Below are 13,693 nucleotides of genomic sequence, written 5' to 3'. Positions count from 1 at the left end.
CGCGTTCATCGCGCCGTTTCCCCTCGCTGTACGAATCCGTCGATACGTAACGGTGACCCCACGGCAGGGTGGCGTACACCCGCGCTTCTGACACTGTTCTGTCATGGCACACCAAGCGACGCCGGTTCGTAGGGCCCGGCTGGGCAGAGCGATCGGGCCGGAGCCGACAGCGGTGAGCGGCGTCGTCCTCCTGCTTCCCGCAGGTGACGAGGTCTCACATCGCAAACCGGCAACGGTGTTGGCGACCTCGTACGTACGGACGCTGGGGCGCCGCCTGATGCGGGCGGGACGCGGGGAGGGGCTGGCCGCGCACGTCGTCCACTACCGCTTCCGCGGATGGAACGGCACTGCCGCGAACCTGGCGAGCGACGCGTCATGGGCCGCGGACGAGGCCGTACGGCGCTACGGGGACGTCCCGGTGTGCCTCGCCGGGGTCGACATGGGCGGGCGGGCGGCCCTGCACGCGGCCGGCCACGAGGCCGTCAACTCCGCGCTGGCGATCGCTCCTTGGCTGCCGGAGGAGGACCTGGCGGCCTCACCCGAACCGGTGAAGCAGCTCGGCGGGCGGCAGGTGCTGGTCGTGCACGGCACGAATGACGCGCGCACCGATCCCGAGCTGTCGTTCCGGTTGGCGGAGCGGGCGAAGAAGGCGAACCGGGACGTGTGCCGGTTCGAAGTGCACTCCGACGGACACGGGTTGCACCAGCACCGCGATGAAGTCCTCGCACTGGCCGAGGACTTCGTCATGGGGGTGCTGTTCGGTAAGGCGTTCTCCCGGCCGGTCGCCGACGCGTTCGCGGCTCCGCCTCCGCTGGGGCTGCGGATGCCGTTGGCCGCGGGGTTCGGGAAGTCGTTGCGGAGGTAGCGCGATCCGCCGCACTGGCCGACGGCCACCCGCTCGCCGGCACAGGGCCGTTGCGGCTCGCCGATCTCGCACGGTGGGCTACAACCGGCCCTCGGTCGGCTCGTTTCCCTGAGGTCGGCCCTCTAGCCGGGAAGCAGGTTGCCCTTCTTCGAGAGCAGGAACTTCTTGAAGGCCGCCACCGGCGGCGTGTCCGGGCGGCCCTCCAGCCAGGCGACACCGATTTCCCGCACCGCTCGTGGAGCCGTGACCGTCAGCTCGACGACCCCCGGGCGGGGCACCGCAGGTGGCGGCAGCAGGGCGACTCCCAGCCCCGCCGCCACCAGTCCGCGCAACGTCTCCGCCTCCTCGCCCTCGAAGGCGATGCGGGGCTTGAACCCCGCTTCCCTGCACAGGTCGTCGGTGATGCGGCGCATGCCGTAGCCGGGCTCCAGGGTCACGAAGTTCTCGTCGGCCGCCTCGGTCAGGCGGACGCGTTTGCGCGCCGCCAGACGGTGGTCGGCCGGGACGACCAGACGGAGTTTCTGTTCGTCCAGGCGGCGGGCCACCAGGTCCGGGGCGTCCGGTACCGGGGACGTCAGGCACAGGTCGAGCTCACCGGAGCGCAGACGCTCGATCATCGCCTCGCCGTAGTTCTGGACGAGGCTGAAGCGGATGCGCGGGTGGTCGGCACGGAAGGTGTGGAGGAGGCCCGGGACCGTTTCCGCGCCCATGGTGTGCAGGAAGCCGAAGGCGACCTTGCCGGTGGCCGGGTCGGCGTCGGCGCGGACCTCGTCGGCGGCGCGCTCGATCTCGGCGAGGGCACGTTCGACGGAGGCGAGGAAGGTGCGGCCGGCGGGGGTCAGCGAGACCGTACGGCCGTGGCGGGCGAACAGATCGACGCCCAGGTCCTCTTCGAGGCGGACCATGGCGCGCGAGAGCGTGGACTGCGGGACCTGCATCTCCTGGGCGGCCCGGGTGACGTGCTCGGTGCGGGCGACGCCGGCGAAGTACGCGAGGCGCGGCGCCAGCAACATCACCATGTCTTCTGTGTCACTGGATGGTGACAGGCGAGCTCGTGACCTCTGCTGATGCTCCATGGGAACGATTATGGCCAATCCATGCATTGGACGGATCAGCGGGATCGTACGTAGCTTCGAAGCATGTCTCCCGCCAGTACCGGGGCGTCCACCACCGTGGGCGCCGCACCCGCTGTCCCTTTCGTCGACTCCCGTATGGCCCCGGGCGGCCCCGGCTACCGCCGGATGAGCTTCGCCCTCTTCCTCGCCGGTGTCGCGACCTTCGCGCTCCTCTACTCCACACAGGCCCTTCTGCCGCTGATCTCGGGTGAGTTCGGGGTGGCGGCCAGCGAGGCGAGCTGGACGGTGGCGGCGGCGACGGGCGGTCTGGCCCTGTTCGTGCTGCCGATGAGCGCACTGTCGGAGCGGTTCGGACGCCGTACGGTCATGACGGCGTCGCTGGCGGTCGCGGTGACGGTCGGGCTGCTGGTCCCCTTCGCGCCGAACCTGACCGCCCTGGTCGTGCTGCGGGCGGTCCAGGGCGCGGCGCTGGCGGGTCTGCCGGCGTCGGCCACGGCCTATCTGGCCGAGGAGGTCCGCCCGAAGGCGCTGGTCACGGCGATCGGCCTGTTCGTCGCGGGCAACAGCGTCGGCGGCATGAGCGGCCGGGTGATCACCGGCTGGGTCGCGCAGGAGTGGGGCTGGCGGGTCGCGATCGGCGTGATCGGTGTGATCGCGGTCGGGTGCGCGGTGGCCTTCCGGCTGCTGCTCCCGGCACCGCGCCACTTCAAGCGGGGCTCGCTGCGCCCGCGGGTCCTGGCCCGCACGGTCCGCGACCACCTCGCCAACCCGCTGCTGTGCCGCTTGTACGCGATCGGCGCCCTGTTCATGACGATCTTCGGCGGCGTGTACACGGTGATCGGCTACCGCCTGACGGAGGCGCCGTTCGGCCTCCCCCAGGGCATCATCGGCTCGGTCTTCCTGGTGTACCTGGTCGGTACGGTGTCGGCGTCGACGGCGGGACGGCTGGTGGGCCGCCTGGGCCGCCGAGGCGCCCTGTACGCGGCGGGCGCGACGACGGCGGCGGGTCTGCTGCTCTCCCTCGCGGGCTCGCTCCCGCTGGTCCTCCTGGGCCTGGTCCTGATCACCGGCGGCTTCTTCGCGGGGCACGCGGTGGCGTCCTCGGCGGTCAGCAAGACGGCGACACACGGCCGCGCCCAGGCCTCGGCGCTGTACCAGTCCGCCTACTACATCGGCTCCAGCGCGGGCAGCACGGTCGGCGCGGTGGCCTTCCACGCGGGCGGCTGGGCCGGAACGGTCGGGGTCGGTCTGCTGGCGGTGTTCGGCGTCGTGACGATCACGGTGTTCGGAACGCGGGCGGCGCGACTTCAGCGGCAGCAGCTGGCGACGGCGGCCTGATCCTCTCGTACGCCCTCTCCCCCTGGTCGGGGCCGGTTGTCAGTGGCGGCGGATAGCCTCCGCGATCTCTGACGACCGTACCGACCAGGGGGATTTTTCATGGAGTTCCGAATCGAGCGGGCCGCCTTCGCCGAGGCCGTGGCGTGGGCGGGGCGCGCGCTGCCGTCGCGCACACCGGTGCCGGTGCTGGGCGGTCTGCTGCTGGCCGTGGACGCCGGGCGTCTCACCGTCTCGGGGTTCGACTTCGAGGCCGCGGCGCGTATCGAGGTGAGCGCCGAGACCACGGGGGTCGGCGAGGTGCTCGTGCCCGGGCGCCGGCTGCTGGACATCTGCCGGGTACTGCCGGACGGGCCGGTGAGCTGTGCCCTGGAGGGCACGCGGTTCACGGTGGAGGCGGGTGGCACCGAGTTCGGCCTGTCGACGCTGCCGCGCGAGGAGTACCCGGCTCTTCCGGCCCGGCCCGTCTCGTACGGCAGTGTGGACGCCGCCGACTTCGCCACCGCCGTCGGGCAGGTGGCCGTGGCGGCCGGACGGGACGAGACGCTGCCGGTGTTGACCGGCGTGCAGCTGCGCCTCGACGGCGACTCGATGACGCTGTCGGCGTCCGACCGGTATCGCTATGCCGTACGCCGGCTGGGGTGGAAGCCGGAAGGCTCGTCCGACGGCGCGGGCGCCATGGAGGCGCTGGTCCCGGCGCGGCGGCTGCTGGACACCGCACGGTCGCTGGCGCGGTGCGGGAGCGTCCGGCTCGGACTGGACCGCGCGGCCGGTGGTGGTCTGGTCGGCTTCGAAGGCGAGGGCATGCGGAGTGTCGTACGGCTGCTGGACGGGCGGCTGCCGGCGTACGGCTCGTTGTTCGAGATGGGCGGGGCGGCCGTCGCCGAGGTGGAGTGCGGGGCGCTCGCGGAGGCCGTGCGGCGGGTCGCCGTGGTGGCGGAGGCGAGCAGTCCGGTGCGGCTGGACTTCTCGGACGACGGATCCGTGCTGCTGCGGGCCGGGTACGGGGACGACGTGGCGGCGCAGCGGTTGCCGGCCGTGCTGAGCGGCGCGCAGGAGGTCACCGTGGCCTTCAACCCGGCGTATCTGCTGGACGCGCTGAACTCCTTCGAGGCGCCCCGGCTGCGGCTGGAGATGCTGGGGACGGGGCAGCGGACGCTGCTCAGCGCGGTGGCGGGTGAGGACGGAAGCGAGGACGGCGGTGCCGAGGCAGGGTCCGCCTCTCATCGGCATCTGCTCATGTCCGTGAAGCAACTGGTCTGACAAATGCCCTGACCTGGGTGTTTGTGCGCTCCGGGGGCCATTGTCAGTGGGCTGCGGTAGCTTCCGAAGTGCTGGGCGCAATGGGGCGCACGGATGGATGGGGCCACAGGGGTGGGTGGACGATGAGCGACGGTACGGCGACCACGACGACGGACCTCGATATCAGGCTGGAGAAACACCGCGTCGAGCTGACCGGGTACTGCTACCGCATGCTCGGCTCGTCGTTCGAGGCCGAGGACGCGGTGCAGGACACGATGGTCCGCGCCTGGCGGAGTTACGAGAAGTTCGAGGGACGTTCCAGCCTGCGGTCGTGGCTGTACCGCATCGCGACCAACGTCTGCCTGGACATGCTGACCGCGGGCAACAAGCGGGCCAGGCCCATGGACCTCAGCGAGTCCACGCCGCTGGCCCAGGCGGCGCTCTCCCCCCGCCCGGACCACACCTGGCTGGAGCCGATGCCGGACAGTCGCATGCTGCCGACGGTCGAGGACCCGGCGGAGGCGGCCGTCGCCAAGGAGTCGGTACGGCTCGCCTTCATGGCCGCCCTGCAGCAACTGCCGGCCAAGCAGCGGGCGGTGCTGATCCTGCGCGAGGTGCTGGCCTGGAAGGCGAGCGAGGTCGCCGAGCTGCTGGACACGACGGTCGCGTCGGTGAACAGCGCGCTGCAGCGGGCGCGGGCCACGCTGGCCGAGCGGGACGACAAGGCGGCCGGTGCGGCCGTCTCCGACCCGCTGGACGAGGAGCAGCAGAAGCTGCTCGAGCGCTATGTGGCGGCCTTCGAGGGGTACGACATGTCGGCGCTGACGGCGCTGCTGCACGAGGACGCCGTCATGACGATGCCGCCGTTCGACCTGTGGCTGACGGGCCACGACGACATCACGGGCTTCATGACGACACTGGGCTCCGCCTGCGAAGGCTCGCGCCTGGTACCGGTGCAGGTGAACGGGCTGCCGGGCTTCGCCCAGTACAAGCCGGACCCCGAAGAGGGCGGCTTCACCCCGTGGGCGGTCCAGGTGCTGGAGATTTCAGACCGCCGGCTCACCGGGTTCCACTTCTTCCTCGACACCGAGAGGTGGTTCCCGCTGTTCGGGCTGCCCCTCCACCTCGAAGCGGAGACCGACCAGGTCGAGCAGGGGGCATAGGGCGGGGTCGGGATCACGCAGCCGTATCCGTCCCCCGGCCCGCCGGGCGGCCAGCTGCAGCCGCGCCAGCAGATCGACGACCCCGAGCCCCGGCGGCCCGAGCCCACCGACATCACACACCACAGCCCCGACACCGGAGGCCTCCAGCAGCGCCCGCACGTCGTCACACAGCCCTGCCACCTCATCCCGGGTGACGGGGCCGGCCAGCACGAGTACAGCGGGTGTCATGGCGTCCACGATCGGTAGACCGGGCGGGCGGGCGGAACTCATCGGGCCGGGCGCCGGTCGCCGATTCCCGCTGCTCATCGCACGTGCGCGGGGTGTCCGCCGACCGAGATCACGTTGACCCGCCGCACTCCTTCCCCAGAGGGTTTGCTGTATGCCCCACGCATCAGTGCATCCCCGAATACCCTGCGCTCTCCTCCCCGCGAAGGAGGTTCTGTGCAGGGGGTGCTGACGGGGTTCGCGGTGATCGCGGTCGTCATCGGGGTGGGCTATGTGATCGGCCGGCGCGGTTACCTCGGCGGCAACGGCCGGGAGGTGCTGACCAAGCTGGCCTTCCATGTGGCGTCCCCGGCCCTGCTGTTCACCACGCTGGCGCAGACCGACCTCTCGGTGATCTTCTCCAGCCGCCTCCTGGTCACGGCACTGAGCACGGCCGCGGCGGCCGGGGTCTTCGTCGCGGTCGGGGTCGTACGGCGCTGGGGCGTGGGCCGTACGACAATCGGCGCGCTGTGCTCCAGCTACGTCAACTCGGGCAACCTCGGCATCCCGATCGCGGTGTACGTCCTCGGTGACGCCTCGCTGGTGGCGCCGGTGCTGCTGTTCCAGCTCATCGGCGTCACACCCATCGCGCTGACGGTCCTCGACCTGTCCGGAGAGGGCGAGAAGGGGCCCCTGTGGCGGCGGCTGCTGACGCCGTTGCGGAACCCGATCGCGGTGGGCTCGCTGGCGGGGGTGGTGGTCTCGGCGGCGGGGCTGAAGGTCCCGGCGCCCGTCCTGGACCCGCTGACCCTGATCGGCGGCATGTCGGTCCCGGCGGTCCTGCTGGCCTTCGGCATCTCCCTGTGCGGCAGCACGATGCCCGGCCGGGGCCCGGACCGGTATCCGGTGCTGCTCTCGGTCGCCCTGAAGTCGGTGGGCCAGCCCGCGGCGGCGTGGGCGCTGGCAGCGGGGGTGTTCGGCCTGCGGGGCGCTCCGCTGCTGGACGTGGTGGTGACGTCGGCGCTGCCTGCCGCGCAGAACCTCTTTACGTACGCGTCGAGTTACGGGGTGGGCGAGCGGCTGGCCCGGGACTCGATTCTGCTGTCGACGGTGTTGTCGGTGCCGGTACTCGTCGTGGTCGCGACATTGCTGGGCTGAGGGTCAGTCGACCGGGAACTCGCCGGTGTCGATCGTCACGTCGAAGGGCTCCGGCAGCTTGATGGGGTCACCGAACTTGACTGCGCTCAGCACACGGTAGACATCGCCCTTCGGCTCTCCGAAGAGCGTGGCGGTGGGCCCTCCGGGGGCCCAGCGGTCGATCAGCAGGTAGAGCGGAATCCCGGCGGTGGCATAGGCGGCGGGCTTGCTGACGCGGTCGTGGTGGGCGTTGGACTTGGAGGTCACCTCAACGACGAGTTCGGCGAGGGCTGCCGGGATGTGGGATTCCGCCTCCGCGCATTCCTGCACGGGAGCCACGAGCAGGTCAGGGATGAGCATGCCCAGACGTGACGGCACGGCGATCACCAGCGTCTGGAAGATTTCCCAGTCCTCGGGGATCACGGAGTAGAGGCGACGCTGAATGCGGGCCGCGATCACGTTGTGGCGGGATGCGGGAGCAGGTGACACGGTGATGATCCCCTCGATGATCTCCACCTTGCTGCCCTCCGGCCAGTCCATCTCCTCCCAGAACCGGACGAGCTCGTCCCAGTTCTGATCGGGGTCCTGGCTCACGGTGAGTGCGCCCATCGCGGTCTCCTATCGGTGCGTCACCGATCCCAGCATGCCGAACGGGACCGGTGGTGGTCCACCGGTCCCGTTCACCCGAAAGGGCTGTGACAGCAGCGGCCTCCGGCCGCGGGCGCCTGGTCAGGCGATGCGCTCCAGCACCACCGGCGACGCCGTGAAGTCCGTCCCCGGCGCCGCGATGTCGTAGGAACCCTCGACCGCCTGGAGCGCGTAGTCGAAGCGCTCCGGGGTGTCCGTGTGCAGGGTCAGCAGGGGCTGGCCCTCGGTCACCGTGTCGCCCGGCTTGGCGTGCAGTTCGACGCCCGCGCCCGCCTGCACCGGGTCCTCCTTGCGGGCGCGCCCGGCACCGAGGCGCCATGCGGCGATGCCGATGTCGTAGGCGTCGAGGCGGGTCAGGACACCGGAGGACGGGGCCTTGATCACGTGCTGCTCGCGCGCGACCGGCAGCTCCGCGTCCGGGTCGCCGCCCTGGGCCGCGATCATGCGGCGCCAGACGTCCATCGCCGAGCCGTCGGCCAGGGCCTTGGCCGGGTCGGCGTCCTTCACCCCGGCGGCATCCAGCATTTCGCGGGCCAGGGCGATCGTCAGCTCCACGACGTCCGCGGGGCCGCCGCCGGCCAGGACCTCCACGGACTCGCGGACCTCCAGCGCGTTGCCCGCCGTCAGGCCCAGCGGGGTCGACATGTCGGTCAGCAGGGCGACCGTCTTCACGCCGTGGTCCGTGCCGAGGCCCACCATCGTGGACGCCAACTCGCGCGCGTCCTCGATGGTCTTCATGAAGGCGCCGGTGCCGACCTTCACGTCCAGGACCAGGGAGCCCGTGCCCTCCGCGATCTTCTTCGACATGATCGACGAGGCGATCAGCGGGATCGCCTCGACCGTGCCGGTGACGTCGCGCAGTGCGTACAGCTTCTTGTCCGCGGGGGCCAGGCCGTCACCGGCCGCGCAGATCACCGCGCCGGTGGTGTCGAGGACGTTCAGCATCTCCTCGTTGGAGAGCAGCGCCCGCCAGCCCGGGATCGACTCCAGCTTGTCCAGCGTGCCGCCCGTGTGGCCGAGGCCCCGGCCCGAGAGCTGGGGAACGGCAGCGCCGCAGGCCGCCACCAGGGGCGCGAGCGGGAGGGTGATCTTGTCGCCGACGCCGCCCGTGGAGTGCTTGTCGGCGGTCGGGCGGGACAGGGACGAGAAGTCCATGCGCTCGCCGGAGGCGATCATCGCGGCCGTCCAGCGGGCGATCTCACGGCGATCCATGCCGTTGAGGAGGATCGCCATGTTGAGGGCGGCCATCTGGTAGTCGGCGACCTCCCCGCGGGTGTACGCGTCGATGACCCAGTCGATCTGCTCGTCGCTGAGCTCGCCGCGGTCCCGCTTGGTGCGGATGACGGAGATGGCGTCCATGGCCATGGCTTGGCTTCCTTCCGAGGATTCCAGAAGTCGTACGGCCCCTCTGAGCCGGTTGTCCGGGCAACTGGTCCAGTCGCCCGGCAACGCAGAGGGGCCGCACGGGAGTTACTTGGTGAGGTGGCCCGGCCCGAAGGCCTGGGGCAGCATCTCCGAGAGGGGCAGGATGCCCGCCGGGGTCTCCAGCAGCAGGTCCGGGCCGCCGAACTCGTGCAGCAGTTGTCGGCAGCGGCCGCACGGGACGAGGATGTCGCCCTTGCCGTCGACGCAGGTGAAGTGCGTCAGGCGGCCACCGCCGGTGTTCTGCAGCTCCGAGACCAGTCCGCACTCGGCGCACAGCCCGAGGCCGTACGACGCGTTCTCGACGTTGCAGCCGGTGATCATGCGGCCGTCGTCGACCAGGGCCGCGACGCCGACCGGGTAGCCGGAGTACGGGGCGTAGGCGCGGGACATGGCGTCCTGGGCCGCCGCGCGCAGCTTGTCCCAGTCGACGTCATGGGAGGCGGCCGAGGTCACTTGCCCTGGCCCTTCCGGTACGGCAGGCCGTCCGCCTTCGGCATCCGCAGGCGTTGCGCGGACAGCGTGAGAACGATGAGCGTGATGACGTACGGCGTGGCGGAGACGACCTGGTTCGGGACCTCGTTGGTGCTCGCGTACCAGGCGAACACCAGAGCGCCGACGACGGCGGTGATCATCGACGAGGCGTACTTCTTCGTGATCACGAGGTAGATGGCGCCGATGATCAGCAGGAGCGCGCCGAGCAGCAGCAGGGCGTGGACGTTCGTGGAGCCGCCGCGCAGGTTGAGGCTGTCGGTGTAGCCGAACAGGCCGGCGCCGAGGGCGAGGCCGCCCGGCATCCAGTTGCCGAAGATCATCGCGGCGAGACCGATGTAGCCACGGCCGCTGACCTGGCCCTCCAGATAGAAGGGGTTGGCCACGATGGACAGGAAGACGCCGCCGAGGCCCGCCAGGCCGCCGGAGATGACCACGGCGATGTACTTGTACTTGTAGACGTTCACGCCGAGGGACTCGGCCGCCACCGGGTTCTCGCCGCAGGAGCGCAGGCGCAGACCGAAGGAGGTGCGCCACAGGATCCACCAGGTGCCGGGGATCAGCGCCACGGCGATCACGGTCAGCCACGAGACGTTGGTGACCAGGCCGCCGAGCAGGCCGGCGATGTCCGAGATGAAGAACCAGCCCTGGTTGTTGAGGTCCCGCAGCGCGTCGGACAGGCCTGGCACGGTGAAGTTGCCGAGGGAGTCGACCGCCGGGGACTGCTTGGCGGAGCCGCCCGCGTGGCCCTCGAAGGCGAGGGGCGCGAGGTAGCGGGTGGCGCCCAGGGCGAGGATGTTGATGGCCACACCGGAGACGATGTGGTTGACGTTGAAGGTGACGGTGACGAAGGCGTGCAGCAGGCCGCCGATCGCGCCGCCGAGGATGCCGACCAGGACACCGGTCCACGGGCCCCACTGGAAGCCGGCCCAGGCGCCGAACCAGGTGCCGAGGATCATCATGCCCTCGAGACCGATGTTGACCACGCCCGCCCGCTCGGCCCACAGACCGCCGAGGCCGGCGAGGCCGATCGGCACGGCGAGTTGGAGCGCGGTGGACATCTGGCTGACGTTGGTGATGCCGTCGGCGCCGGTGATGATGCGGACGATCGAGGTCAGCGCCAGGGCTCCGGCGATGACCAGCAGCAGGACGGGCCACGACAGGCGGCGGCCCGTCGGAGCCGCGGGCTGCAGCGTGGGCTGGTTGGCATCAACCGCTGAGGTCTGCGGGGCGGTCATCGGCCAGCCACCTCCTTCGTGGTGTTGTTGTCGGCGCCGAGCACGTGACCGGCGGCCAGTTCCGCACCGACCCGGCGCTGCTGGCGGCGCAGGCCCCACTCGCGTACGGCCTCGTAGGAGACGACGACGGAGAGCACGATCAGGCCCTGCATGATGACCGCGATCTCCTTGTCGTAGTCGTGGAAGTCCAGCTCGGGCGATGCCTTGTCGAGCCAGGCCCACAGCAGGGCGGCGAACGCGATGCCGACGGGGCTGTTGCGGCCGAGCAGGGCGATGCCGATGCCGAGGAAGCCGATGCCGGTGGGGAAGTTCAGGCTGTAGGTGTGGGTGTCGCCGAGCAGGATCGGCAGGCCGGCGAGGCCCGCGATGCCGCCGGAGATCAGCATGGCCGTGAGCACCATGCGCTTGGGGTCGACGCCGCTGGCCGCCGCGGCGGACTCCGAGGCGCCGGAGGCGCGCAGGTCGAAGCCGAAGCGGGTGCGGTTGAGGACGATCCAGTAGCCGATGCCGAGCAGGACGGCGAGGAAGACCAGGCCGTAGATCTCGCCGGCGTCGCCCATGTCGATGCCGGGGACCCAGCCGGACTCGTGCATCTCGCCGGTGGTGTTGTTGTTGCCGACCTTGACGCCGAAGACGTTCGGCAGCCACAGGTAGGCGATGACCGACGTGGCGATCGCGTTCAGCATGATCGTCGCGACGACCTCGCTGACGCCGCGGGTGACCTTGAGGACACCGGCGATGCCGGACCAGAAGGCACCGGTGCACACCGCGGTCAGGATCAGCAGCGGGACCTGGAGAGCGGCCGGCAGGTTCGCGTGGGCGCCGACGATCGCGGCCATCATGGCGGCGAGCTGGTACTGGCCGTCGACGCCGATGTTGAACAGGTTCATGCGGAAGCCGATGGCCACCGCGAGGGCCGCGATGTAGTACATCGAGGCCTGGTTGATGATCAGGACCTGGATGTCGGAGTACGAGGCCTGCTCGAACATCAGGGTGTACGGCTCGACCGGGCTCTTGCCCGAGGCGAGCAGCACGATCGCGCTCAGCACGAAGGCCACGGCGAGCGCGATGACCGGCCCGGCCACCGCGAGGAGCACGCGCTCCTTGTCGAACTTCTTCATCAGCGGGCCTCGTCTTCCGGAGCCTCGGGAGACTTACGGATCTCGGGGGTGTCTGCGCCGGGCTCGGCACTCTCGTCGTGTTCCAGGTGGCCGGTGGCGGCACCGGTCATCGCCGAGCCCAGCTCCTCCGGCGTGATGGTGGCGGGGTCGGCGTCGGCGACCAGCTTGCCGTTGTAGATCACGCGGAGGGTGTCGGACAGGCCGATCAGCTCGTCCAGGTCGGCGGAGATCAGCAGCACGGCCAGGCCCTCGCGGCGGGCCTCACGGATGTGGTCCCAGATGGCGGCCTGCGCGCCGACGTCCACACCACGGGTCGGGTGCGCGGCGACGAGGAAGCGCGGCTTGTGGCTCATCTCGCGGCCGACGATCAGCTTCTGCTGGTTGCCGCCGGACAGGGAGGCGGCGGTGACGTCGATGCCGGGGGTGCGGACGTCGTACGCCTCGACGATGCGGCGCGTGTCCGCCTGCGCGGCCTTCGGGTCCAGCCAGACGCCCTTGGCGTTGGGCTTCTCGGTGACGTGGCCGAGGATGCGGTTCTCCCAGAGGGGGGCCTCCAGGAGCAGGCCGTGGCGGTGGCGGTCCTCGGGGATGTAGCCGATGCCCTGCTCGCGGCGCTTGCGGGTGGCCCAGCCGGTGATCTCCTCGTCGATCAGCGTGATCGTGCCGGAGTCGGCGCTCTTGAGGCCGATGAGGGCGTCGACCAGCTCGGTCTGGCCGTTGCCCTCGACGCCGGCGATGCCCAGGACCTCGCCCGCGTGGATGGTGAAGGTGATGTCGTCCAGCAGGGCCTTGCCGCCGGCCGCCTCCAGGCGCAGCTTGTCCACCGTGATGACGGGGCGGTCGGTGACCGTCGACTCCGCGGTCTCCGGCGTCGGCAGCTCGCTGCCCACCATCATCTCGGCGAGCTGGCGCGGGGTCGTCTCGGAGGGGACGGCCGTACCGACCGTCGTACCGCGGCGGATGACGGTGATCTCGTCCGCGACGGACAGCACCTCGCCCAGCTTGTGGGAGATGAAGATGACCGACAGGCCCTCGGCCTTCAGCTCGCGCAGGTTGTCGAAGAGTGCGTCGACCTCCTGCGGCACCAGGACGGCCGTCGGCTCGTCGAGGATCAGCGTGGTGGCACCGCGGTAGAGGACCTTGAGGATCTCCACGCGCTGGCGGGCGGCGACGCCGAGCTCCTCGACCAGCCGGTCGGGCTCCACGCCGAGGCCGTAGCGCTCGGAGAGCTCCTTGATCTTCCGGCGGGCCTTGGCGCCGATGCCGTACAGCTTCTCGCTGCCCAGCACTACGTTCTCGAGGACGGTGAGGTTGTCGGCGAGCATGAAGTGCTGGTGCACCATGCCGATGCCGCGGACGATGGCGTCGGCCGGTGACGAGAAGGTGACCTGCTCGCCGTCGATCGCGATGGTGCCCTCGTCCGGCTTCTGCATGCCGTAGAGGATCTTCATCAGCGTCGACTTGCCGGCGCCGTTCTCGCCGACCAGGGCGTGGACGGTGCCCTTGCGGACGCTGAGGTGGATGTCGTGGTTGGCCACGACGCCCGGGAAACGCTTAGTGATCCCGGCGAGTTCGACGGCGGTCACCTGACCGTTGACCGCCGCGCCGGCCGGAGGGCTGCTGGACGCGTTGATGGCGCACGCTCCTGGGGGACGGGGGTCGTCTACGCGCGTAGCGCCCCTATGGCCTGATAAGGGGCCGACGCACCGCGACAACGGGGTACGGGGAGGATTCTCCCCGTACCCCGTCG

Annotated in this window: 13 protein-coding genes; 5 read left to right on the top strand and 8 right to left on the bottom strand. The window is 70.7% G+C overall.

The genetic code is table 11. The features are described 5' to 3' along the window. The first annotated feature begins 103 nt into the window (after window positions 1–103). Complete coding sequence (locus tag AB5J49_RS29970) at window positions 104–865, top strand: alpha/beta hydrolase (protein ID WP_369171965.1); 762 nt, start codon at window positions 104–106, stop codon at window positions 863–865. Between the two features lie 122 nt (window positions 866–987). On the opposite strand, the gene AB5J49_RS29965 is transcribed toward AB5J49_RS29970, so the two are convergent. Then, the gene (locus tag AB5J49_RS29965; RefSeq protein ID WP_369171964.1) at window positions 988–1,941 is read right to left on the bottom strand and encodes a LysR family transcriptional regulator; all 954 of its coding nucleotides are present in this window, start codon (window positions 1,939–1,941) and stop codon (window positions 988–990) included. A gap of 63 nt (window positions 1,942–2,004) precedes the next feature. Between AB5J49_RS29965 and AB5J49_RS29960 the strand changes: the two genes are divergently transcribed. From AB5J49_RS29960 to AB5J49_RS29950, 3 genes are all read left to right on the top strand, one after another. Beyond that, complete coding sequence (locus AB5J49_RS29960) at window positions 2,005–3,279, top strand: MFS transporter (RefSeq protein WP_369171963.1); 1,275 nt, start codon at window positions 2,005–2,007, stop codon at window positions 3,277–3,279. A 99-nt stretch (window positions 3,280–3,378) separates the two neighbouring features. Beyond that, a complete protein-coding gene (gene dnaN, locus AB5J49_RS29955) occupies window positions 3,379–4,539 on the top strand; it encodes a DNA polymerase III subunit beta (RefSeq protein ID WP_369171962.1) in 1,161 nt (386 codons plus the stop codon). 122 nt (window positions 4,540–4,661) lie between these two features. Then, complete coding sequence (locus AB5J49_RS29950; RefSeq protein WP_369171960.1) at window positions 4,662–5,681, top strand: sigma-70 family RNA polymerase sigma factor; 1,020 nt, start codon at window positions 4,662–4,664, stop codon at window positions 5,679–5,681. Here the strand turns inward: AB5J49_RS29950 and AB5J49_RS29945 are convergent. Then, a complete protein-coding gene (locus AB5J49_RS29945) occupies window positions 5,565–5,951 on the bottom strand; it encodes an STAS domain-containing protein (RefSeq protein ID WP_369171958.1) in 387 nt (128 codons plus the stop codon). The genes AB5J49_RS29950 and AB5J49_RS29945 overlap by 117 nt on opposite strands. Window positions 5,952–6,122: 171 nt before the next feature. On the opposite strand from AB5J49_RS29945, the gene AB5J49_RS29940 reads away from it, so the two are divergent. Then, a complete protein-coding gene (locus AB5J49_RS29940; protein WP_369171957.1) occupies window positions 6,123–7,043 on the top strand; it encodes an AEC family transporter in 921 nt (306 codons plus the stop codon). 3 nt (window positions 7,044–7,046) lie between these two features. Here the strand turns inward: AB5J49_RS29940 and AB5J49_RS29935 are convergent, their stop codons facing one another. From AB5J49_RS29935 to AB5J49_RS29910, 6 genes are all read right to left on the bottom strand, one after another. Continuing rightward, complete coding sequence (locus AB5J49_RS29935) at window positions 7,047–7,631, bottom strand: Uma2 family endonuclease (protein ID WP_369171955.1); 585 nt, start codon at window positions 7,629–7,631, stop codon at window positions 7,047–7,049. A 120-nt stretch (window positions 7,632–7,751) separates the two neighbouring features. Then, window positions 7,752–9,035 (bottom strand): thymidine phosphorylase, encoded by a 1,284-nt coding sequence (locus AB5J49_RS29930; RefSeq protein WP_369171954.1) that lies wholly within the window; start codon window positions 9,033–9,035, stop codon window positions 7,752–7,754. Between the two features lie 105 nt (window positions 9,036–9,140). Further along, a complete protein-coding gene (locus AB5J49_RS29925) occupies window positions 9,141–9,548 on the bottom strand; it encodes a cytidine deaminase (protein ID WP_369171953.1) in 408 nt (135 codons plus the stop codon). Beyond that, complete coding sequence (locus AB5J49_RS29920) at window positions 9,545–10,822, bottom strand: ABC transporter permease (protein WP_369171952.1); 1,278 nt, start codon at window positions 10,820–10,822, stop codon at window positions 9,545–9,547. The genes AB5J49_RS29925 and AB5J49_RS29920 overlap by 4 nt, the downstream gene beginning before the upstream one ends. After that, a complete protein-coding gene (locus AB5J49_RS29915) occupies window positions 10,819–11,943 on the bottom strand; it encodes an ABC transporter permease (RefSeq protein WP_369171951.1) in 1,125 nt (374 codons plus the stop codon). Before AB5J49_RS29915 ends, AB5J49_RS29920 begins: the two co-directional genes overlap by 4 nt. After that, entirely contained in the window at window positions 11,943–13,529 is a 1,587-nt protein-coding gene (locus AB5J49_RS29910) for an ABC transporter ATP-binding protein (protein WP_369171950.1), read from the bottom strand. The genes AB5J49_RS29915 and AB5J49_RS29910 overlap by 1 nt, the downstream gene beginning before the upstream one ends. Window positions 13,530–13,693 lie beyond the last annotated feature (164 nt).

This window comes from Streptomyces sp. R28 (assembly GCF_041052385.1).
Lineage (GTDB): Bacteria > Actinomycetota > Actinomycetes > Streptomycetales > Streptomycetaceae > Streptomyces.
Note: the sequence above shows the minus strand (reverse complement) of the source record. Positions and strands in the feature narration are given on the sequence as shown.